Consider the following 22,243-nt stretch of genomic DNA (forward strand, 5'->3'; position numbering starts at 1 on the left):
TTAATTCACCGCAAGCGCGTTGCGCCGTGCTTTGGCCTGTTCGGCAAGGCTGAACGCCATTGCCCGTATCGCCAGATCTCCCCGCCGGTCTGCGATTTCCAGATATCCCAATACCCGGTTCAGCTCAGCTCTGTTCAGATCGGTCCGGCCCATGTCCTTCATCGCGAGGGACAGGACCATGCGGCCGTTCCCGGTGCTGCTTAGCGCGACAATGCGGTCGCGCGTGGCGTCCGACATCGGGCCAAACAACTGGTCCGGGCCGTTCAACGCCACCATTGCATCCTGTGCCTGGGTATTTCCGGCCCAGGCATGGGCGTAAAGCACCCGAATATATTGCGAAATCCGGCTGCTGGGCTCTGTGGCGGGCGACAGGAAATACAGCGCGCCGATCATGTCATCCAACATGCCCTTGCGCCCGGCCCCTGCTGCGATGCTGGCATAATAGGCCAGATCGGACGCATTTTGCGCCACGCCGCGTTGGCGCAGGATCTTGGTCAGCTTCAGCGCGGCAAGCCCGTCTTTCTGATTGGCCAAAGCGCGCAGATCGTCTTCGGCCATTGGGGCGCCCGACACCATTTCCTTGCGCAATTGACGCAAGGCCGTGGTGGGCAATTGCCGCGTGCTGGTGATGCCACGATCCACCACAACCGAAATCCGGCGCGATTCCGCGCTGGAGGGCAGGGTCAGGGATTGGGCCGCAACATCGCTCAGCGGCACCAGCCCGGCCAAAACGATGGCCAATGATTTGGTCCAGCCCCTCACCATGGCCCTAGCTCGCGCTTTCGCAGTTGCGCACCAGGTCGGTGATCGGAACCGGTCCGGCCGCATCCAGTGCAATTGGCGTCTCACCCGTCACATCCGCAGCCACAAACCGGGCCTGTGGTGACAGATCGCCAGAGAAGAATTTCGGAAATTGCGCCGAAAAGTCGTTGCCTTCCAGAAGGACCGCCGCCGCAGTCGCGGTGGCAATGCCGGAACCGTTGGAATCCAGTACGTTGCCTTCAATGCGGGTGACGGCGCGTTTCGGTTGGCCAGAGACCCAGATCCCGGCGCTCTTGTTGTCCACCAGATAGTTTCCGGCCAGATATGCATCCAGGCTGCGGCGGACTTCGATGCCTTTTTGGCGGTTGGAAATCAGGAAGTTTCCAATCACCTCGGTGCAACTTGCGCGGTCGACCTTGATGCCACCGCCGCCCCGTGCCCAGACAATATTGTCTTTGACCAGGGTGTTGTCGGCGGCCTGTTTGATCAGGATGCCGGCACGGTCGCCTTTGAGGATCGCATTGCCCGCCAGCACCGTGCCCACCGCGCCATCCAGAACCCGGATCGCATTGGTGTTGGATTTGCCGGTGATGATATTGGCGGAAATGGTGGTGTTGCGGCTGTGTTGCACGACCAAAGCGGCGCTGCCGGCGTCGATGATGCGGTTGTTGTCGATGGTCAGATTGCTGGCCGCCTGGATCGAAATCCGCTGCACCCGTTCGATCACGCTGTCGATGATGAAAGAGGCGGCTGCGGGCCGGTCCAGCGCGGAACGCGCCACGGACAGGCCGGAAAACTTCACCGAGCCGCCAAAGCCAAGATCGGAGATCTGCGCATTGCGCATCTGCATCGTACCCGGGCCGGATGTGGTGATGAAGGGTGCGAATTCTTCGTTATAGGGGCTTTGCGTGCCGACACCGTGAATCCCGGCGCCATCCACGATCAACCGACCGAAATTCAGGATAAACGCCCCATGGCGGCGCGACAGTTGCAGCACCTCATTCGCGTTCAAATGCAATTCCGCATCATGCCAAAGGATCAGCGGTGCATGAAGTTCGACCACGTTGCCCTGGGCGACTGCGCCTGTACCCATGATCCGGGTCAGATCCGCCAATCCCAGACTGCCACGTTCGACAATGACGGCATGCACGCCGTTTTCTTCCTGGGCATCGAGCACGGCACTGTTGTCATCATGGCCAAATGCCTGGGCCAGCAGGCCCAGTGCAATCCGCAGGTCAAACCGGTCGGTGGCAAGGGCCGCTTCGCCGCGCGGTGCCAGCGGCACAAGGCCGGGTACGGCGGGCAGGGGGAACCCGGCAGAGCCAAGCATTTCACGTGCCCGGCGGTGGGCCCGGCCGTCAGCTTCGGTTGCGATCGCCAGCCGTTCGACGGCAATGCGGCGCAATTGGCCCGGGCTGTCCGGTGCGGCGGCCAGCGGTGATGTCACTGCCAGCATCGCTGTCAGTAACGCCCCAAGCGCCGCCAGCCGTCTGGCTGGCGACGTCCGGGTCACCGATATGGCGGTTTCACGATGCATAACGGGCGCTGCTTGCCAGATCCTGCAGTTGCGACTGCGCGGCGATCGTGATGACCATGACCTCGATCATGCCATCGGTCGGATTGGACAGCGTGGTTGGCGTGGTTTCACAAAGCTCGCGACGGTCGCCTTCGCCCATCCGCGCCTGTGTGCGGCCATTGGTCAGCAACACTTCGCCGGTGGTGATGATTGCTTCGCGGCCCGGCGCAGGGTCAAGCCGCATGGTCGCGCCCGGTTTCACGCTGACGGTGCACATCGTCATGTGATCACGTTCCATGATCTGACAGATGTGGCCCCATTCGAAATCGCTGCGCTGGTGCTTTTCGGCTTCGACGCGCGAGGTGGATTTCAGGTGCTGCGCCACTTTCTTGACCGATTGGCAATGCCCGACCTTGGTGACCAGCAACGCATCGGCGGTGTCGACCACAATGATGTCTTCCAGTCCCACACAGGTCACAAGCCGGGTTTCCGACCGCACCATGCAGTTTTTGGTTTCCACCTGGATCACATCGCCCTGAATGACGTTGCCCTGGGCATCGGCATTGGAAATGCCATACATCGCCGTCCAGCTGCCGACATCGCTCCAATCCACATCCAGTGGGCACAGCGCGATCTTGCGGGTGCGTTCGAATACGGCCGTTTCGGTCGGCTCGTCATCGGCAAGCGCAAAGGCGTCGGCGTCAAGCAACAGCCCTTCGGGCGTTTCCTTGCCACCGGCAACGGCCTTTTTCACATGCTCAAGCGTTTCGGGGTCGTATTGGGCATATTCCTCGATGATGGTCGAGGCCTTGAACAGGCTGATGCCCGAGGCCCAGTAAGCGATGTCGCTTTCAACCAGCAGACGCGCCTTGCGGGTGGGCGGCTTTTCGACAAAGCGTTCGACCTCGCGCAGGGCAGGGTGGGCAAAGATCGGGCCGCCATCGGTGATGTAGCCAAACCCGGTTTCAGCATAACGCGGTTTGATACCAAAGGTGATGATATAGCCGTCTTCTGCCGCCGCGCGCACCGCAAGGATGGCGCTGTTGATGTCGCCTTCGATCACGTGATCGGCGGGCACAACCAGCATAAGCGCATCGGGGTCTTTTTCCATCTGACGCAGGGCCGCCGACAGAACCGCAGGACCGGTGTTGCGACCCATCGGTTCCAGGATGACATCCGCGCCGCGCCCAATTTGCTGCAATTGACGGTGCAACATCAGCGTGTGTTTGGCCGAAGAGACAACCAGTGGCGTGCCGAACCCCTCAGAGGAATGGCGGTCGATCGCTGTCTGAAAGAAGGTCAGAGAAGCGGCGTCGCCAACACGCTGGAATTGTTTCGGGCTTTGCGTGCGGGAGATGGGCCAAAGCCGTGTCCCGTTTCCACCGCAGATGATCAGAGGTGTGATCTCTTTCATTGTCAGTTGTTCCCGTTGTCAAATGGCTTGGCAAAAATTGCCTTGGAAAGCCGCACCCGCGCGGATTTCCCGATGTCATTGGCGGTGAGGGCGCCGGGTATTGGCTCCATGCGCACGGGCAGGAAAATGTCGCCGTTTTCCGCTGCGGCGCTGGTGGCCGAAGTCAGGATGACACGCGCGGGAATGGCCCGCCCGTCATCCATGATCAGATGGACGTTCTCGCCGCTCATCGCGCGCGACAGACCTTCTGTGCTCATTTGTGTTTGAACGCTGACTTTGTCGTCCTGGCCGTAAAGTGTCAGGATGCTGTCACCGGGCAGGACAGTGGCGCCTTCGAACATGCCGTCGGTCACAGCCACCTCACAGTCGCAAGGGGACTGGAAGTTCAGCACATCGCCGGTGGTGGCAGACAGCGAATAAAGCACTTCGCCTTGCTTGGCCTCACTGTTGAGGTACAGCACCTGACCGCCGCCGGTGGCGCGCATTTCATTGCCCGCGCGCATGATGAACACCGGGCGCAGCTCGTAGTTGGTGGTATAGCGCGAATAGAGCGAATAAAGCGCAACCAGGATCAGCCCGGCCGACAGGGTCGCTGCGGCAATGCTTTTGATCCGGCGGCGCAGGTCGGCTTTGGCACCGCCCTTGGCGGCGGGTTCTTTGGGCTGGGTCGGGCCGGTATAGGCCATCATCGAGCCCAGCGAAACGACGTCGCCGGCAATATAGGTGTTCAGAATATAGCGCAGCTGCGGCAAATGCGGCCCGGTCGGGTCGATGAATTGCAGCATCAAATCGCCGTCCGCACCATTGGCAATCACCCGTGCTTCGGGAAACAGCGTGATGGTGAAGCCACCGAAGTCAAACCGAAGTCGCACGGCCTGGCGGCTGCCAAACAATGTGGTCGAGATTGGCCCTGTAGCTTCGACATAAGCGGCGGTGACGGAAATGCCATTGCCACTGAAACGGGCATCGCCAATCTGCGCGGTAAAGGGAACCGGCAGAATAGGATGCTCATTGTCGAACCCGAATTCACTGGGAATATGGGGCGGTGGCGGGGTGCCGTTCGAATTATTATTATTGGTTCTGTCGAGCATGATGTTGCCTCAGACCTTGGTGAAAAACAGGATGGCGACGGTGAGCCATGTAATCGCTATGGCGTGGTGCGCGGTGGATTCAGATGCTTTGAGCTTGTCGCGGAAGGCCACGACCTTGCGGACCGTGCCGCTGCCCTGACGCGTCCACTTTTGTTTGTCCATGCGGAAGCTGACATAGGTTTTCAGTGCCGCACCGACGACCTGGCTGAAATAAAGGATCGGTGGATGCGTGATCGGGAACCAGGTCCCCCGGAACAACGCAATAATGACGCAGAAAATGTAACGGGTGGTCAAAACCCAGGCGATATAGAGCGGGATCACCGATGGGGTGACCATCAGGGCCGCAAGTGCGACGGTGATTGGACCCACAAGGGTGGTCCACATCGACACACGTTGGTCGATGATCGACCACCATGTGAACGGCCCGATCAGCCGCGGCGAAAGCCGCATCGCGCGCCCGTTCGTGCGGATCATGTTGCCGAACCAGCGCACCATCAGCGTCTTGGAGCTGTCAAAGAAGGTCGGGCGCGGCTGTGTCTCATAGCTGATCGAGGCAACATCCGGAAGATAATGCATCTCATAGCCGTTTTTCAGCAACCAGAACCAAGTCGATTTGTCGTCACCGGTCAGGAACTTGACCCGACCCAGACGCCAGTGATCGAGGAAGTCATAGTTGATGCCTTCGATGAAATCCGGCCGTGTGGCCAGATCGGCCCGAAACACGCTCATCCGGCCCGTCAGGGTCAGCACATGTTTCGACAGACCCATCGAACACATCATCACCTGCCGTTGGTTGAACCGCAGCACAAACCAGTCTTTGAACAGGTTTTCCTTATCGATTCTAATACCTTCGTCGGTGGTCAGCGCGCCGACCTTGGGGTCGGTGAACACCGGGGCACTTTCGTACCAGATGTCTTCCGGCACCATGGTATCACCATCGACAAACACCAGAATGTCGCGGTGTGTCGGGCTTTGCGCGCCAAGAATACGCAGGGTCTTGGCCAGGGCGTCGCGTTTGCCGTTGGCCTTGATCCGGTCAATGATCAGTTGGACATTGCTCATGTCCTCTGTCTGGCTTTCAAAGATGGAGCGGATCAGGCGTTCGTCTGCCCCATCCACCACCGAAGCCACAATCGTTGCCCCGTCCCGCGCCCGGGAAGCGGCGCGAAAGACACTGCGATAGACGGGCAGGGTGACATGCGGTTCCACCATATAGGAGGTGACCAGCATATACATGTGCGATTTGCCGACCAATGCGGCAAACCGCTTGCGGTTTTTGCGCTTTCGCTTGGGATGGACAATCCGGCGGAAGATAATAGCGCGGGTAAAGTTGACTGCCGCCCAACTGTACCGCCAGGTGCCCAGAAACCCCATGATGAAAATCGTGTTGGTCGCATAGGAAATCTCCCCTAGTGCCGTTTTCGGCACCAGGGTGACCAGCAGGATTACCACTGAGAAGTAGGCCAAATGCGAAAGCGCAAGGATCATGGCGATTACCAGCAGATGCCTTCGTATGTGCCGTCAGAGACCTTGTCGCGGTTCATCCGCGTCAGATCCAGCACAGGACGGCTCTTGGAGGCAGCTTCAAGTGTTTCCACTGTCTCGCGATAGAAGTTGCCAACCAGAATGGCGCCCGCATCGTTGATCATCGCGTCCAGATCCGGATTCATCCGGTCCTTCAGGTCAGGGATCACGTCGTTGCCGCGGCCCGCGGTCGAGTTTTCGTTGGCATAGGCTTCGTGCACATAGGGGTCATAGATGTCGACCTGTACGCCGTTCTTGATCAAACGCGCGGCCAGTTCGGCCAGCGGGCTTTCGCGAAGATCGTCGGTGCCGGGTTTGAAGGAGATGCCGACAAAGCCCACCTTCTTGGCGCCTGTGCGTTCGACCATTTCCTCGGCGCGACGAATTTGTGCTTCGTTGGCTTCCAGAACGGCGTTCAGCAGATGCGCAGGTGTGCCCTGGGTTGCCGCCAGATGGCGCAGCGCGCGCACGTCTTTGGGCAGGCAGGAGCCGCCAAAGGCAAAACCGGGACGCATGAAGTAGGACGAGATGTTAACCTTGGTGTCGGAACACAAGATTTCCATCACGGTCTGGCCGTCGAGGCCGGACGATTTGGCGATATTGCCGATTTCGTTGGCAAAGGTCACTTTGACCGCGCGCCATGTGTTCGAGGTGTATTTCACCATTTCCGCGGTGCGGACATCGACAACTTTGATGTCGCAAGGCAGATCTTGGTTGATCTCGGTCAGGATGTCGGCGGTGCCTTTGTCCTGGGCGCCGAAAACGATCAGGCCGGGATCATAGTAATCTTCGATCGCTGTGCTTTCGCGCAGGAATTCAGGATAGTATCCGACGCCGAAATCCTTGCCGGATTTCTTGCCGCTGGCCTCTTCGAGGGTCGGGATACATGTGCCTTCGGTCGAACCGGGGACAATTGTCGACCGGATGACAACCGCATGGTAGGCATCTTTGTTTTTCAATGCGTTGCCGATATTGCGGCAAACGATTTCAACATATTTAAGACCAACCGACCCATCCGGGGCGCTGGGGGTGCCGACCGCAATAAAGCTGGCGTCGGTATTGTCGATGGCGTGTTGCACATCATCTGTTGCGGTGAGCTTACCAGCTTTCACCACGTCTGCGATCAATTCATCCAGACCGTTTTCCACAATGGGGGAAAGTCCTGCGTTGATCGCATCAATTTTGCCGGGATCGACGTCCACTGCGATAACTTGGTGACCATCTCGGGCCAAGCAGGCCGCGGAAACCACGCCTACATACCCAATGCCAAAGACACTGATTCTTGCCATATCTGCCTCTCAATTCACTCTTTGTGAGTGATTATGATTGAAGTGTTTGCTCGTCTTTTTTCGATAAAACTTAGGTAGATGCATGTCGTAGGTAAAGTAAAATGTTAACAATGATTACCAAAACGCGCATGGTGACATTTCTGCTACAGCGAAGTGACCTGCGCAGAATGCAAGCATGAAGTGTGCTGACTGGCGGGTTTTCGCTGATCTTTTCATTAAAATTTGGCCGATCTTCGCCGGACCGCTGCGTCGCGGGGAATTGGCGCTCTTTCCCGGCAAACCCCATAAATCATTGGGGTAACAATTTTGGTCGACCCGTCCGGAACTATGGCCGGGGACAGGGGGTTTTGATCGTGAAATCAAGTATTCAATTTTTTCTATGTATGGGCATGCGGGGCTGTGTTAGGGTGATTTGAACGGGCCATTCGTCTGGTCCGCCCCATTCGGTCAGGAGACAGATCACCATGGATTTTCCTGTGCAAATGCAAATCAAACCCGATGTTTCGGCGTTCTTTGATTCGGCAACAAATACGATTTCATATCTCGTCAAGGATCCCGCGACCGCCGCTTGCGCCATTATCGACAGTGTAATGGACATGGATTACGCCGCCGGGCGAATCACGCATGACCATGCGGACCAGATAATTGCCGAGGTTAAAAAGCGCGACCTCAGCCTCGAATGGATTATTGAAACCCATGTCCATGCCGATCATCTTTCGGCGGCGCCTTATATTCAGGCACAATTGGGGGGAAAGATCGGGATCGGTTCCGGGATTCTGATGGTCCAGGATACCTTTGGCAAGGTGTTCAACGAGGGCACTGAATTTCAGCGCGATGGCAGCCAGTTCGATCAATTGTTCGAGGATGGCGATATATATCATGTCGGGGAGATGCCGGTTCATGCGCTTTATACCCCCGGTCACACGCCCGCCTGCATGACCTATGTGATGGGCAATGCCGCTTTTGTCGGGGATACGCTGTTCATGCCGGACGGTGGTTCGGCGCGGGCGGATTTCCCCGGCGGCGATGCCGGCACGCTTTACGACTCGATCCAGAGGGTGCTGGCACTGCCCGACGACATGCGTCTGTTCATGTGCCACGATTACGGTCCCAATGGCCGCGATATTCAGTGGGAAACCACTGTCGGCGCTGAAAAGGCACATAATATACATGTTGGTGGTGGCAAATCGCGGGCGGACTTTATTGCGTTTCGCACCGAACGCGATGCGCAGTTGGGCATGCCGAAACTGATTATCCCATCGTTGCAGGTGAATATGCGGGCCGGCGAGGTGCCCAAGGACAAGGATGGTTTCCCGATGCTGAAGGTGCCGGTGAACGGGCTGTAACCGGTCTGAGGGTCAAGACGCGCTGTCGCGACCGATCTGATGCGGCGCGACGGCCATCGACTTGACCAGCGCAAAGCAGCTCTGACCCGGCGCCAACCCCATGGTCTGGACCGAACGTTGGGTGATCCGGGCCAGCAGCAGCTCTGAACCAACCTGAAGCGTGACAATTGCACCGGGGCCGTCGCCCGGCACGATGGTGTCGATCACGCCCGGAATGATGTTCAGGGCAGACACATCCACCGGGGCGTTGCGTGACAGGATCACGTCATGCGCCATGATCTGCACCCGCACCACATCGCCGACAGCGCCGCTGATCCGGGGGAGCCAGAGCGGACCTGACGCCGCCTGCAACCGTGTCAGCCCGTCGGCTTCCTGGGCCTCAAGTCGCGCGGTCAGGGTTGCGCCCGCGCCGCGCAGTCCGATGCCACGCAGGGCGACGGGGTCAAACAGGATGTCCTGCGTCGGTCCCTGGCGCAGAACCTGCCCGTTGTCGATCACCGCAATCTGATCGGCCAGGCGCCGGGCCTCCTCCAGGTCATGGGTCACCAGGACCACCGGCATGGCCAGATGGGTGCGCAGGCGTTCGATCTCGGCATAAAGCCCCTGTCGGGTTGCGTGATCCACCGCCGAAAACGGCTCATCCAGCAAAAGGACCTCAGGATCACGTGCCAAGGCCCGTGCCACGGCCACCCGCTGTTGCTGGCCTCCGGACAATTCCGCCGGGCGGCGCGCCTCAAGCCCGGCAAGGCGGACAAGGGTCAGCAACTCTTGTGCGCGTGCGCGGTTGGCCCCCGCCGCCATGACATTGGTCAGCGCCGACATCTGCGGAAACAGCGCATAGGATTGAAAGACCATGCCGACGCGCCGGCGAAAGGCGGGGGTGTCCAGTGACGTGGCACTGTCGAACCAGACCGCGTTTCCAACCGCGACCCGGCCTGTGTCCGGCGTCCATAACCCGGCAATGCCGCGCAGGATGGTGGATTTCCCGGCACCCGACGGGCCAACCAGCGCCAGCACCTCGCCGGCTTTGGCCGAAAGCGCGACATTCATCTGGATTGGTGCCGTGGCGCGCAGGGTGACCGTCAGCGCCATCAGGACAACCTCCGCCCGGTGCGCGTCGACAGCCAGAATGTCATCGCGATCGTGCTTAACGATATCGCCAGCAAAACGGCCGACATCTGGGCGGCCCCAGCCATGTCAAAGGATTGCACCCGGTCATAAATCGCAATCGCAATGGTGCGGGTTTCGCCGGGGATTGCACCGCCGACCATCAGGACAATGCCGAATTCGCCCAGGGTATGGGCAAAGGTCAGCACCATTCCGGTCAGCACACCCGGCCAGGCCAAGGGCAATTCGACCCGGCGCAGGGCCTGCATCGGTGACATCCCGCAACAGGCTGCGGCCTCGCGCACCTCGACCGGCACCGCTTCGAAACCGCGCTGGGCCGGTTGGATGGCAAAGGGCAGGTTGAACAGCACCGATGCCGCCACCAGACCAGAGAAGCTGAACACCAACGGGCCGTCAAACAGCATCTGCCAAACCTTGCCAACCGGGCTGGCCGCGCCAAAGGCCACCAAGAGGTAAAACCCCAACACAGTAGGCGGCAGGACCAGCGGCAGGATGACCAGCGCCTCGACCGCGCCTTTGCCGCGAAACTGTTGAAAGGCCAGGAACCGGCCAAAGAAGATCGCCACCGGCAGCAGCACCACCACCGTCCAGGCGGCCAGACGCAGCGACAGGAACAGGGCCTGCCAATCCATCACGCCCCCCCCGGCAGGGCAAAACCGTGGTTGGTGAATATGGCCTGTGCTTCCTTGTCCTGGAGAAAGGCAAAAAATGCCTGTGCAACCGGTCCGGCCCCTGCGGTCAGCGCCATGCGTTGGTTCAACGGGCTGTGCCAGTCTTCGGGGATCAGCGCCGACCGGCCCTGCGCGGCCACCGGCCCGGCATTGGCGAGCGACGCCGCAATCAGCCCGCCGTCGGCATTGCCCGATACAGCAAATTGCGCGGCCTGGGCGACGTTTTCACCCAGCACCAAATGCGGCTGCAACGCCTGCCACAAGTCACGATGCTGCAAGGCCTCGCGCGCGCGAATGCCATAGGGCGCATGTGCCGGGTTGGCGATGGCAAAGCGATGTAATGTGCCGCTGCCCAACATGGCGGCAAGCCCGGCCAAATCACTGTCGACATCCAGCGGGCCCCACTTTGGGGCGATCAGGGCCAATCGGCCTTTGGCATAGATCACGCCGTCGGTGGGCAAGACGCCATCCGCGGCCAGCGCACGGATATAGGTCTCGTCAGCCGACAAAAAGATTTCGAACGGGGCGCCGTGGCGCATTTGCTGGGCCAGGGTGCCAGAAGCGCCAAATGAGACCCGCACAGTGTCACCGGTCCTGTCCAGAAAGGCCGCCAGCAAATCCGCCATCACAAAGCGCAACGAAGCGGCGGCGGCAATCACGGGCGCGGGCGCAGCCATCACCGGGGCAGCCATCACCGGAGCAGCGGCAAAGGCGGCCGCGCTGGTGATCAGCGTTCGACGCGACAGAGCCAGCGATACAGGGCGGGGCGGGGGCACAGCGAGGGGCACGGCGGCAATTTCCAAGTTTCGCAGGAACCTTACCGGGCCAGTGCAGGGGTTCCAACCCCGACCTCTGTACGACGCCACAGACCGCTGTTTCCGGTTGTCGAATCGTGATTGTTTGGTTATTCATGAATTATGGAAATAAATATTGCAGATAAACTCGCCGTTCTTAGCCACCCACAGCGTCTCGCGGTGTTTCGCTTGCTGGTGCGCAGATGTCCCGATGCGCTGCCTGCCGGTGAAATTGCCGGGATTTTGGGGCTCAAGGCCTCGACCGCGTCGGTCTATCTGTCGGCCTTGACCCGCGCCGACATGATTACTCAGGAGCGGCGGGGAACGTCGCTGCTGTATTCCATGAATCCGACAGCAGCCCAGGCGCTGATCAGTGATCTGTTTCTCGATTGCTGCCGTGGCCGCCCCGATCTTTGCCCGCCTTTGTTCAATGGGCCCGCCTTCGATCAAAACGATCCTCAGTCCGACAGGAGACACACCATGTCAGATCGCAAATACAACGTGCTTTTCATCTGTACCGGCAATTCCGCACGGTCGATTTTTGCCGAGGCCATTCTGCGTAAACTGGGCGGCACCCGGTTCAATGCGTTTTCGGCAGGCACCAAGCATTACTCCGAGCTGAACCCATTTGCGGTGGAAATGCTGAAATCCAAGGATATTGCGACCGACGATCTTCGATCCAAGAACGTCGATGAATTCCAGGGCGAAGATGCCCCAAAGATGGATTTCGTGTTCACCGTGTGTGACCGCGCCGCGAATGAGGAATGCCCGGCCTGGCAGGGCCAGCCGATCAGCGCCCATTGGGGGTTGCCGGATCCGGTGCGCGCAACCGGGACAGAAGCGGAAAAGCGGCTCGCGTTTCAACAAACTTACGCAATGATGCGTCATCGTATCATGGCGTTTGCCGCTCTGCCATTTGATGCGCTGGATCGGGTCTCGCTGCAAAACAAGGTCGACGACATCGGTCGCGTAAAGGAAGACACATGACGACATATGCATTGAACGGCTTGGGACGTATGGGCAAATTGGCCCTGCGTCCGCTGCTGGAACGCGGCGCTGACATCGCTTTTATCAATGACGCGGTGGGGGATCCGGCGATGCATGCGCATCTGTTGGAATTTGATACGGTTCATGGCCGCTGGAAGGCTGATTTTGCCGCAGATAGCGACAGCATCACCATCGACGGCACCCGCATCCCCTGTCACCAGAGCCGCGATCTGGCGGATCTTCCGCTGGATGGGGTGGATGTAGTGATCGACTGTACCGGGGTGTTCAAGACAGAGGCCAAGATCCAGCCCTATTTTGACGCCGGCGTGAAAAAGGTTGTGGTCTCGGCCCCGGTCAAGGATGGCAATGCGGCCAATATCGTGATGGGCGTGAATGACGACATCTATGATGCGGCGACCCACCGGATTGTCACGGCGGCCAGCTGTACGACCAATTGTCTGGCGCCCGTGGTCAAGGTAATTCACGAAAATCTGGGCATCAAACATGGGTCGATCACCACGATCCATGATGTGACCAACACCCAGACCATTGTCGACCGCCCGGCCAAGGATCTGCGGCGGGCGCGGTCTGCGCTGAACTCATTGATCCCGACCACCACAGGATCGGCCACCGCGATCACGCTGATTTACCCGGATCTCAAGGGCAAGTTGAACGGCCATGCCGTGCGCGTGCCGCTGCTGAATGCTTCGCTGACCGATTGCGTCTTTGAGGTAGAGCGCGACACCACGGCGGAAGAGGTCAACGCGCTGTTCAAAGCCGCAGCCGAAGGTCCGTTGCAGGGCATTCTGGGCTATGAAACCCGCCCCTTGGTGTCGACCGATTACACCAATGATCCCCGGTCTTCGATTGTCGATGCGCCGTCGACCATGGTGGTGAATGGCACCCAGGTCAAAATCTATGCCTGGTATGACAATGAATGGGGCTACGCCAACCGGTTGGTGGATGTGGCTTTGATGGTAGGCAACAGCCTTTGATCCCCTGTGCTTGAATTTTTACCGCCTCCGGTTCTTTGGGCTGGTGGCGGCTTTCCTCTTTCAGAACTGGCCCTGACCAATGACCGCACAAAGCACTGAAACACCAAACGGCTTTGCCGCCTATGTTGCCGTGACGGCGGCCTATTGGGCCTTCATGCTGACCGATGGCGCCTTGCGCATGTTGGTGCTGTTGCACTTTCACACGCTCGGCTTTTCGCCGGTGCAATTGGCCTATCTGTTTGTGCTGTATGAAATTGCCGGCGTGGTCACCAACCTGTCGGCGGGGTGGATCGCGGCGCGGTTCGGCCTGACCTCAACACTATATGCCGGGTTGGGTTTGCAGGTTGTCGCGTTGTTGGCGCTGGCGCAGCTGGACCCAAGCTGGTCCATCGGGCTGTCGGTGGCCTTTGTCATGCTGGTGCAGGGCGCGTCGGGGGTGGCCAAGGATTTGGCCAAGATGTCATCGAAATCTGCGGTCAAGGTTTTGGCCCCGAAGGATGGCGGCGGGTTGTTCCGCTGGGTGGCGCTGCTGACCGGGTCGAAAAACGCGGTCAAGGGCGTCGGGTTCCTGCTTGGGGCGGCGGCGCTGGGGCTGTTTGGTTTTGTGGCCTCGGTGCTGTTCATGGCGGCGGTGCTGGCGGTGATCCTTGTGGCGATTGCCTTGCGCATGCCTTCGGGTCTGCCCGCCGGACGCAAGGATGCAAAATTCAATGAAGTCTGGTCAAAGAACCGCAACATCAATTGGCTGAGCGCGGCGCGGGTGTTTCTGTTCGGCGCGCGCGACGTGTGGTTCGTGGTGGGCATCCCGATCTATTTCTACGCGGTCCTGTCGGATGGCACAGAAGAGGGCAACCGCGCCGCGTTTTTCCTGATCGGCAGCTTCATGGCGGTCTGGATCATCCTTTATGGCGCGGTCCAGGCCAGCGCACCCAGGCTCTTGCGGGCCAAGTCCCGCAGCGATGACGAGATCACCGCATTGGCCCGCCACTGGGTTGCGGCGCTGTTTGTGGTGCCAGCGGCATTGGCGGTGCTGGTGGCGCTTGCCGGCGCGCCGACCACTTGGCTGACGGTGACATTGGTGATCGGCCTGCTGGCGTTCGGGGCGCTGTTTGCGGTCAATTCTTCGCTGCATTCCTATCTGATCCTTGCTTTCACCAGCGAGGAACGTGTGACGATGGATGTCGGATTCTATTACATGGCCAACGCCGCCGGGCGGCTGTTGGGCACGGTGCTATCTGGCCTGTCGTATCAGATCGGCGGCGTGGCGCTGTGTCTGGCGACGGCGGCGGCGATGATCGCGCTTAGCTGGCTTGCGACCCTGAAACTGGCCCCGGCCGAAGCAGACACCGCAGCGGCATCATAGCCCGGCTGCTTTGGTCAGGTTGACCCGGAAACGGTCGCGGCGGCGTTGATAGCGGCGGGTCATTTCGGCGCTGGCATGGCCCAGGTGTTTCTGGACATAGCGTTCATCAACCTCGGCGCTGCTGGCCAGCCCGGCGCGCAGGGAATGACCGGAAAACAGCGCCAAACGCTCTTTCTCTGGCAGGTCGGCGCGAATCCCGGCGGCCAAGACGGTCTGTTTGATCAACCGGGCCACATGTTTGTCGCTTAGCCGGGCGGCAAGCGCGCGTTTGCCATCCCGCGAGCTGCGCACAAAGATCGGGCCAAAGTCGATTTTGGCAAAGTGCAGCCATTGTTCCAGCGCGTGAACCGGGCAGGTCGCATCAGAGGAGCCTCGGCCAATCTCAACCTCGCGCCAGCCGGTTTTGGCGTTCAGGGTCAAAATCACCCCTTCATCAAGACGTTCGATCCAACCGCCCGATTCCGGCGTGTCGTCCTTGTTGACGTCCAGGCTGACAATCTCGGTGCGGCGCAACCCACCGGCGTAGCCCAACAGCAGGATCGCGCGATCCCGCAATCCCCGCAGATCATAGGGCAGGCTGGCCACCATCGCCAAAATGTCATCCCGCAGGATGGCCTCTTTTTGTACGGGCGGGCGGGCGTGTTTGCGTTTTATACCCGCCAGAACGCTTGCGATATGGCGATTCCTGCGATCAAGCGTGAAACCGCGCTGAGCGTAGTTCCAGCCAAGCCCCGACAAGCGCCGTTCAATTGTGGACACCAACAGGGCCGTGCCCTGTGTGGGGGCGGCCAGATCCGCAAGGTAAAGCCCGATCAGCTCTGGCGAGGGCGGCAGCGGCTCTGCGCCCTTCATCCGGCACCAGCGGGCAAAATGCGCCCAATCACGGCTATATGCCTTGAGCGTATTGTCCGATGCGGCCTGGTTCGCAAAAGCGCGTGCGGTGTCGACAAGCCGGTCGAGGGTGCCTGACCCCGCCACATCTGCGGGCAGGGCTATGTCACGGCCAGTGTCTGGCGTGGTGGGATCTGACGCAGCGGGATCAATCTCTGGCGTTTCGTCGGGGGATTTGCGTGGCGTGTCTTGCATATAGCGATCATAAGACGACAGCTGTGCCAATGCAATTATCGGACGCAAGGGCACCCAAAGCAACCCGACCTTGCAGTCGGAGAAGGCCCGAAGGGGCACGGGCGCAAATATGCGGAATCCCTCGGCGTATCTGTGAAACGACGATTGTCCGGATGTAATGTCGAAAGGATGAAACACATTCCCCAAGGAAGTGTTTGGTGGAGCCTAGGAGGATCGAACTCCTGACCTCTACAATGCCATTGTAGCGCTCTCCCAGCTGAGCTAAGGCCCCGAACCAGAGGACGTCTTGTTGTCCCCGTGACGCGCGTCATATGCAAAGGCGGGGAGAGGTTCAAGCAGAAATCTTCCCCCCGCGCCGTTTTTTCCTGTGGCGTCTTATTTCGCCTCAGGAGTCGTCGTCGTCCGATGCAACATCGGCAATCTCGTCAAGCGAGACATTGTCCTCGTCGTCGTCATCTTCGAGGATGTCATCCCCCAGATCCACGTCAACGGCATCGGCGTCATCATCATCCAGCACCACTTCTTCTTCTTCGTCCTTCGAAGCGGCTTTGGCAGATGCGGCATCCGCGGCGTCTGCCTGGATCATGCGCGATTTGGTGCTGTCGAATTCCAGAATCTCACCCGTGTAGGGGCTGACGATCGGATTTGCGTTCAGGTCATAAAAGCGCTTGCCGGTGGCGGGGCAAAGGCGCTTTGTTCCCCATTCTTCCTTGGGCATCTCGGTCTCTCTCAGTTTTTCGGTCTGGCGGGCATTCAGTCTTGCGGGCAATCGTGTTCCACTGCCATAAGACCAATGCCGTGTCAAAGCCTTTGGCGAAAGGCGCGCAAAAGCCTGCATAAGGACCCCATATGGGCCAACATTCGCTTCCCGGCAACCCCCCGGTGCCGCTTCTGCTTCGGTCGTCTGCCCGAGCGCGTCGGATTACCCTGCGGATCTCGTCTCTGGATGGCACCGTGACGCTGACCCGTCCGCGCGGCGTGTCCGAAGCCCAGGCGTTGGAATTTGCCCGCGAAAAAGAAGATTGGCTGCGGCAGCATCTGGCTGGACAGTCCGATTGGCTGGAGGTGCGCGTCGGGGTGGATCTTCCGGTTGAGGGTCGGTTGCGGCGGGTGGGCATCGGATCCGGGCGCCGGGTTCAGATGTCGGATGACCATATTTTGGTGCCGGGGACGGAGGATCGCGCAGCGGCGCGGCTGCTGGGCTTTTTGAAAACCCGTGCGCGGGCGCGGCTTGCGGCGGCGTCGGATGAATACGCCGCGGCGTTGGGGCGGCCCTATAACCGCCTGACGCTGCGCGATACCCGCTCTCGTTGGGGCAGTTGCACTGCGGATGGCGGTTTGATGTATTCCTGGCGGCTTATCCTCGCCCCGCCGGCGGTGCTGGATTATGTTGCCGCGCATGAGGTGGCGCATCTGGCAGAGATGAACCATTCACCTGCCTTCTGGGCGGTGGTTGAGCGGCTCTATGGTGCGTATGAGGGCCCCCGCCGTTGGCTGCGCGACGAGGGCGCGGCGCTGCATCGCATTCGTTTTACACAGAACTGACATGTGACGCAGAACTGACTTGCGTGATCCGGCTTTTGTGATCACAATTGCGCCATGTTGATGAACCCCAAGCCAGACAGCGCCACATCCGCCCATGACAGGGTGTATCGCCGCCTGCGCACGCAGATCATGTATGGCGAGATTGCCCCCGGTGCGGCGCTGACCCTGCGCGGGATCGGGACCGAATTCGGGGTGTCGATGACGCCTGCACGCGAAGCCGTGCGCCGGTTGGTGGCCGAAGGTGCGTTGTCTCTGTCCAGCTCTGGCCGGGTGTCAACGCCCGAGCTGAGCAACGACCGGATAGAAGAGCTTGCGGCGTTGCGCTCGCTGATCGAAGTGGAATTGGCCAGCCGGGCGATGCCGCGTGCGCATATTGCGCTGATCGAACGGCTGCAAAGCATCAACTCAACGATTTCCGAGGTCATTTCGAACCGGGATGCTGCGGGCTATATCCGCGTCAATCTTGAGTTTCACCGCACGCTTTATCTCCGCGCACAAGCGCCTGCGATGTTGGCGATGGCGGAAACCGTTTGGCTGCAATTGGGGCCGACCATGCGGTCGCTTTATGGGCGGCTGCGCCGCACCGAAGCGCCGCATTATCATCGGCTGATCATTGCCGCGCTGAAAGCGGGGGATGAACCGGGGCTGCGATTGGCGGTGCGGTCCGATGTGACCCAAGGCCTGCGCCTGCTGACCACCTAGGCGCAGAGGGCCGAGGTCAAAGGGGTAGGCCAAAGATTTAGGCCTGCGGGTGTTACGCCGCCAACCCTTTGGATCCGAGGTCCAGGAATTTCTTCCGCCGGTCTTGGCGCAGTGCTGCCGCGTCTTTTCCCGCCAATTCGTCCAGAATCTGAACAATGGCCCGGCCAACGGTGCGCATGGTGCCCGTGCGATCGCGTTGCGCGCCGCCCAGTGGCTCGGGGACAATTCGGTCGCAGACCCCCAGTTTGTAAAGATCCTGCGCCGTCAGCCGCAGCGCCTGTGCCGCTTCGCGCATCTTTTCGGCGTCTTTCCACAGAATCGATGCGCAGCCCTCGGGCGAGATCACCGAATAGACAGCATGTTCCAGCATCGCCACCCGGTTGGCTGTGGCCAGCGCCACCGCACCGCCAGAGCCGCCTTCGCCGATGATCACCGACACCACAGGCACGCCAAGGTTCAGGCTGGTTTCGGTGGACCGGGCAATCGCTTCGGATTGGCCGCGTTCTTCGGCGCCTTTGCCGGGATAGGCCCCGGCGGTGTCGACCAGGGTGATCACAGGCAGGCCAAAGCGGTCGGCCATTTCCATCAGCCGCACGGCCTTGCGATAGCCTTCGGGGCGGGCCATGCCGAAATTGCGGTCCAGCCGCGATTGGGTGTCATGGCCTTTTTCATGGCCGATCACCATCACCGGGCGGTCGTCCAGCCGGGCCAGGCCGCCCATGATCGCCAGATCTTCGCCAAAATTGCGGTCGCCGGCCAGCGGCGTGAATTCTGTGAACAGCGCCTCGATATAATCTTTGCAGTGGGGGCGCTGTGGATGGCGGGCGACCTGGCATTTGCGCCAAGGTGTCAGATCCTTGTACAGATCCTTCAGCATCGCTGCCGCTTTGCGGTCCAGCGCGCCTGCTTCTTCCTCGACATCCATTGCGTCGTCGCTCTGGCGGGCAATCGCCCGCAATTCTTCGGCCTTGCCCTCGATCTCGGCCAATGGTTTTTCAAAATCGAGATAATGCGCCATGCGACACTCCTTTGCTGCAGGGCGTATATGGCCCGATGTGGCGCAGGATGCAATCTGTGACCCGCGTTTAGCCTGCCATCAGGGCCGGCAAAAGTGAGGCAATCAACAATCCCGCCATCAATATATTGAATAGCCGCAGGTGTCGGGGGTTGCGCAGGATGCGGCGGATCTGTTGGCCCAACACGACCCAGACCGTTGTGCTGATCATGCCCGCCCCAACGTAAATTAACGCCACCCACAGGATGGCCGTCAAATCGCGGCTGGCGGCATAGACTGTGATGGCACTCATCCCCATGGTCCAGGCCTTGGGGTTGATCCACTGAAAACCTGCCGATTGCAGAAAGGACAGCGGGCGGGATCGGCTTGTGACCTCATTGTTGTTTTCCGGCGGTGGTGCGGCGGTGGCAATTTTCCATGCAAGCCACAGCATATAGACCACCGAAGCCACCAAAAGCGCATCGCGCAGGCCGGGCCAGGCGTCGAACACCTGCATCACACCCACCCCAACCAAAAAGATCATGGCCGGAAACCCCGATATGATGCCCAGCATATGGGGAATGCTGCGGCGCACGCCGAAATTGGCACCCGACGCCATCAGCATCATGTTGTTCGGTCCCGGCGTCACGCTGGTCGCAATGGCAAAGCCCGCAAGGGCAAGGAAAAGGTCATAGGTCATTGCCGCAATATTTCACGGAGTTTGCGCCGTGAAATTGCAAATCCCTGTGTGAATGCTGTATTTGTGCAATCCATGACGGATATTGATGGAATCGACGGCAGAATATTGCGCGCGTTGGCGCGTGATGGCCGGATCAGCAACCAGGCACTGGCCGAAGAGATTGGCCTGTCGCCCTCTGCCTGTTTACGGCGGGTGGCGGCCTTGGAACGCGATGGGGTGATCACGGGCTATCGCGCGGTGTTCGATCCGGCGCGGATGGGGCGTGGATTTGTGGTTCTGGTGGGGGTTGGCCTGTCTGAACATTCCAAAGCCGCGCAAGAGGCGTTTGAACGCGCGATTTCCCGGGCACCCGAGGTGCGGGAATGCCACAACATCACCGGTGTCATCGAATATATGCTGCGGGTCGAATGTGCCGATCTGCCAAGCTACAAGGCCTTTCACACCGATGTTCTGGGCGCATTGCCCCAGGTGAAAGAGATCACATCATTTGTTGTAATGGGATCGCCCAAGGACGAGCGGGCCTAGATCACGGGCCGGTTTCTGTTCCGGCCCAAGGTCCAGCGCCGCCCGCAAGGCCAGTTCCGGTGCGGTCAGAACCTCTGGCGCGATTCCATCCAGCAAATGTGCCGCGTTGGCCATTGAAGCTTGGGCAAGAACAACCGTCGTGAAGTCCGGTCGCGCCTGGGTCGCCTCGATCACTGCGGCGGCAATTGCGGCACTGAAATTGGCCTCTTGCCCGGCTTCGAACAAGGGCCAGAATTCTTCGACCACCAAGAGGGTGATCGCAGTGTCGCGGTCCAGACTGTCGAGACAGTTTTGCAGCAGATCGCGGCTGGTGGCGGCCGTGCTATTCAAGGCGCAGACCAACAGGATGGGTCCGGTGGATTGCGCGGCGCGGCGCATCATCGGTTGATCAATACGGATTGCCCCCGCCGCCGCCGCTGTTTCGGCGATGGTGGTGCAGGTGCACAGCACCCGGCCGGGTGCGGATCGCACGGCCATGTGGATTTCCGCCGAAAGATGTTGCGTCATCCCGGCCTCGCGCGCCCGCGCGAGCCAATCGGGCCGCACCTTGTGGGTCAGACTTGCCGAAGGGGCCAGCCGATCGCGTAGGGAATCAAAGGTCCGGCAGTGGACCTCGGCGCTATGCAACAATGTCAGACGCTGGGGCATACACCTCTTCCTGAATCCAATATGGCGACCGCAGGTACTATGCGGACGCCATACTTTGACACAAGAACGCTAAGGGTCAGTTACTGGCAATCATCTCAGATTGCCGCACGATCACCTCTGCCTGTTTGATCGAGGCAATGTCGACCAATCGTCCTTTGTATACGGTGGCGCCTTCGCCTTTGGCTTTGGCGTCTTCCATTGCGGCCAGGATTTCGCGCGCTTCGGTGACGGCGCTTTCCGATGGGGTAAAGACCTCGTTTGCGATGGCGACTTGTTTCGGATGGATGGCCCATTTGCCAACCATGCCCAAGGTCGCAGAGCGCAGCGCCTGAGCGCGGAAACCTTCGTCGTCGCTGAAATCGCCAAACGGGCCATCCACCGGCAGCACGCCGTGGGTGCGGCAGGCGGCGACAATCGCGGCCTGCGCCCAATGCCAGGGGTCGGACCAATGTTTGACCCCTTCGCGCAGCATGTAATAGTTTTCCTGCGTGCCGCCGATGCCGGTGGTGGCCATGCCCATCGAAGCGGCGAAATCCGCAGCCCCGAGGCTCATCGCCTCAAGCCGGGGCGAGGCAGCGGCGATGTCTTCGACATGGGCGATGCCGGCGGCGCTTTCGATGATGACCTCAAACGCAATGCGTTTGCTGCGGCCCTTGGCGGCTTCGATCGCGGACACCAGCGCATCCACGGCATAAAGATCGCCGGCACAGCCAACTTTGGGGATCATGATCTGATCCAACCGGTCGCCGGCCTGTTCCAGAAGGTCCACAACGTCGCGATACCAATAAGGCGTGTCCAGACCGTTGATGCGCACCGAAAGGGTCTTTTTGCCCCAGTCGATGTCACCAATGGCCTGGATGATATTGGCGCGGGCGCTGTCCTTGTCACTCGGGGCGACTGAATCTTCGAGGTCAAGGTTGATGACATCCGCGGCGGATGCGGCCATCTTTTCGAAAATCGCAGGGCGCGAGCCGGGGCCGAACAATTGGCATCGATTCGGGCGAGCGGGGGCGGGGGGCTGAATTCGGAAGGACATTGGCGACCTCGGTGAAATGATGTTGCGAAACTGACTGTGGTAGCGATATTAAATTACGCTGCGTTGCGCAAGTCTGTTTTGCAGATGCAGCAATTCTGGTCGATTGACGGGTTTTCAATGTGCTGAA

22 protein-coding genes and 1 tRNA gene are annotated in these 22,243 nt (G+C 60.0%); 7 read left to right on the forward strand and 16 right to left on the reverse strand.

Going from position 1 to position 22,243, the window contains the following annotated elements; all coding sequences use genetic code 11:
• Genes Q4577_RS08485 through Q4577_RS08510 form a run of 6 tightly spaced genes read right to left on the reverse strand, consistent with a single transcriptional unit; the run spans position 1 to position 7,596 of the window.
• On the reverse strand, positions 1-741 hold the full coding sequence (locus tag Q4577_RS08485) for a hypothetical protein (RefSeq protein WP_244688308.1): 741 nt from the start codon (positions 739-741) through the stop codon (positions 1-3).
• Between the two features lie 28 nt (positions 742-769).
• A complete protein-coding gene (locus tag Q4577_RS08490) occupies positions 770-2,299 on the reverse strand; it encodes a right-handed parallel beta-helix repeat-containing protein (protein ID WP_303469310.1) in 1,530 nt (509 codons plus the stop codon).
• Positions 2,289-3,692 carry a sugar phosphate nucleotidyltransferase gene (locus tag Q4577_RS08495; RefSeq protein WP_244688312.1) on the reverse strand — a complete coding sequence of 468 codons (1,404 nt, stop codon included), beginning with the start codon at positions 3,690-3,692 and terminating at the stop codon, positions 2,289-2,291. Before Q4577_RS08495 ends, Q4577_RS08490 begins: the two co-directional genes overlap by 11 nt.
• Positions 3,693-3,694: 2 nt before the next feature.
• A complete protein-coding gene (locus Q4577_RS08500; protein ID WP_303469312.1) occupies positions 3,695-4,783 on the reverse strand; it encodes a hypothetical protein in 1,089 nt (362 codons plus the stop codon).
• Between the two features lie 9 nt (positions 4,784-4,792).
• Positions 4,793-6,271, reverse strand: coding sequence for a glycosyltransferase (locus Q4577_RS08505; protein WP_244688317.1), 1,479 nt, complete (start codon positions 6,269-6,271; stop codon positions 4,793-4,795).
• Between the two features lie 5 nt (positions 6,272-6,276).
• Positions 6,277-7,596 (reverse strand): nucleotide sugar dehydrogenase, encoded by a 1,320-nt coding sequence (locus Q4577_RS08510; RefSeq protein WP_244688319.1) that lies wholly within the window; start codon positions 7,594-7,596, stop codon positions 6,277-6,279.
• Positions 7,597-8,060: 464 nt separating this feature from the next.
• On the opposite strand from Q4577_RS08510, the gene Q4577_RS08515 reads away from it, so the two are divergent.
• Complete coding sequence (locus Q4577_RS08515) at positions 8,061-8,942, forward strand: MBL fold metallo-hydrolase (protein ID WP_303469314.1); 882 nt, start codon at positions 8,061-8,063, stop codon at positions 8,940-8,942.
• Positions 8,943-8,954: 12 nt separating this feature from the next.
• On the opposite strand, the gene Q4577_RS08520 is transcribed toward Q4577_RS08515, so the two are convergent.
• From Q4577_RS08520 to modA, 3 genes are read right to left on the reverse strand one after another with little or no spacing between them, the layout of a single operon-like run.
• Entirely contained in the window at positions 8,955-10,034 is a 1,080-nt protein-coding gene (locus Q4577_RS08520; protein ID WP_303469315.1) for a molybdenum ABC transporter ATP-binding protein, read from the reverse strand.
• Positions 10,034-10,702, reverse strand: a complete 669-nt coding sequence (modB, locus tag Q4577_RS08525; RefSeq protein ID WP_303469317.1) for a molybdate ABC transporter permease subunit — start codon at positions 10,700-10,702, stop codon at positions 10,034-10,036. Before modB ends, Q4577_RS08520 begins: the two co-directional genes overlap by 1 nt.
• Complete coding sequence (modA, locus tag Q4577_RS08530; protein WP_303469319.1) at positions 10,702-11,529, reverse strand: molybdate ABC transporter substrate-binding protein; 828 nt, start codon at positions 11,527-11,529, stop codon at positions 10,702-10,704. Before modA ends, modB begins: the two co-directional genes overlap by 1 nt.
• Before the next feature lie 129 nt (positions 11,530-11,658).
• Between modA and Q4577_RS08535 the strand changes: the two genes are divergently transcribed.
• The 3 genes from Q4577_RS08535 to arsJ all read left to right on the forward strand — a co-directional run bounded on the left by Q4577_RS08535 (position 11,659) and on the right by arsJ (position 14,880).
• The gene (locus Q4577_RS08535; RefSeq protein ID WP_303469320.1) at positions 11,659-12,522 is read left to right on the forward strand and encodes a helix-turn-helix domain-containing protein; all 864 of its coding nucleotides are present in this window, start codon (positions 11,659-11,661) and stop codon (positions 12,520-12,522) included.
• Positions 12,519-13,517 carry an ArsJ-associated glyceraldehyde-3-phosphate dehydrogenase gene (locus Q4577_RS08540; RefSeq protein ID WP_303469322.1) on the forward strand — a complete coding sequence of 333 codons (999 nt, stop codon included), beginning with the start codon at positions 12,519-12,521 and terminating at the stop codon, positions 13,515-13,517. Before Q4577_RS08535 ends, Q4577_RS08540 begins: the two co-directional genes overlap by 4 nt.
• A gap of 79 nt (positions 13,518-13,596) precedes the next feature.
• Positions 13,597-14,880: an organoarsenical effux MFS transporter ArsJ gene (gene arsJ, locus Q4577_RS08545; protein WP_303469323.1), complete on the forward strand. Its 1,284-nt coding sequence runs from the start codon at positions 13,597-13,599 to the stop codon at positions 14,878-14,880.
• Here the strand turns inward: arsJ and Q4577_RS08550 are convergent.
• The 3 genes from Q4577_RS08550 to Q4577_RS08560 all read right to left on the reverse strand — a co-directional run bounded on the left by Q4577_RS08550 (position 14,875) and on the right by Q4577_RS08560 (position 16,684).
• Complete coding sequence (locus Q4577_RS08550; protein ID WP_303469324.1) at positions 14,875-15,966, reverse strand: tyrosine-type recombinase/integrase; 1,092 nt, start codon at positions 15,964-15,966, stop codon at positions 14,875-14,877. The genes arsJ and Q4577_RS08550 overlap by 6 nt on opposite strands.
• Positions 15,967-16,161: 195 nt before the next feature.
• Positions 16,162-16,237: transfer RNA gene (locus Q4577_RS08555), tRNA-Ala, on the reverse strand.
• 114 nt (positions 16,238-16,351) lie between these two features.
• The gene (locus Q4577_RS08560; RefSeq protein ID WP_244688338.1) at positions 16,352-16,684 is read right to left on the reverse strand and encodes a TIGR02300 family protein; all 333 of its coding nucleotides are present in this window, start codon (positions 16,682-16,684) and stop codon (positions 16,352-16,354) included.
• A gap of 131 nt (positions 16,685-16,815) precedes the next feature.
• Between Q4577_RS08560 and Q4577_RS08565 the strand changes: the two genes are divergently transcribed.
• Complete coding sequence (locus Q4577_RS08565) at positions 16,816-17,511, forward strand: M48 family metallopeptidase (protein WP_244688340.1); 696 nt, start codon at positions 16,816-16,818, stop codon at positions 17,509-17,511.
• A gap of 54 nt (positions 17,512-17,565) precedes the next feature.
• Positions 17,566-18,213, forward strand: coding sequence for a GntR family transcriptional regulator (locus Q4577_RS08570; RefSeq protein WP_244688342.1), 648 nt, complete (start codon positions 17,566-17,568; stop codon positions 18,211-18,213).
• A gap of 52 nt (positions 18,214-18,265) precedes the next feature.
• On the opposite strand, the gene Q4577_RS08575 is transcribed toward Q4577_RS08570, so the two are convergent.
• Complete coding sequence (locus tag Q4577_RS08575; protein WP_244688344.1) at positions 18,266-19,231, reverse strand: acetyl-CoA carboxylase carboxyltransferase subunit alpha; 966 nt, start codon at positions 19,229-19,231, stop codon at positions 18,266-18,268.
• A gap of 67 nt (positions 19,232-19,298) precedes the next feature.
• Positions 19,299-19,907 (reverse strand): LysE family translocator, encoded by a 609-nt coding sequence (locus Q4577_RS08580; RefSeq protein ID WP_303469326.1) that lies wholly within the window; start codon positions 19,905-19,907, stop codon positions 19,299-19,301.
• Positions 19,908-19,979: 72 nt separating this feature from the next.
• Between Q4577_RS08580 and Q4577_RS08585 the strand changes: the two genes are divergently transcribed.
• A complete protein-coding gene (locus Q4577_RS08585; RefSeq protein ID WP_244688374.1) occupies positions 19,980-20,432 on the forward strand; it encodes an Lrp/AsnC family transcriptional regulator in 453 nt (150 codons plus the stop codon).
• Here Q4577_RS08585 and Q4577_RS08590 read toward each other — a convergent pair.
• Together Q4577_RS08590 and Q4577_RS08595 are read right to left on the reverse strand one after the other, a co-directional pair.
• Complete coding sequence (locus tag Q4577_RS08590) at positions 20,391-21,080, reverse strand: hypothetical protein (protein ID WP_303469327.1); 690 nt, start codon at positions 21,078-21,080, stop codon at positions 20,391-20,393. The two genes, Q4577_RS08585 and Q4577_RS08590, sit on opposite strands and share 42 nt — an antisense overlap.
• A 76-nt stretch (positions 21,081-21,156) precedes the next feature.
• Positions 21,157-22,116: an L-malyl-CoA/beta-methylmalyl-CoA lyase gene (locus tag Q4577_RS08595; RefSeq protein WP_244688378.1), complete on the reverse strand. Its 960-nt coding sequence runs from the start codon at positions 22,114-22,116 to the stop codon at positions 21,157-21,159.
• Positions 22,117-22,243: the final 127 nt, after the last annotated feature.

Origin of the sequence: Marinovum sp. 2_MG-2023 (genome assembly GCF_030548265.1) — a bacterium.
Taxonomy (GTDB): Bacteria; Pseudomonadota; Alphaproteobacteria; order Rhodobacterales; family Rhodobacteraceae; genus Marinovum.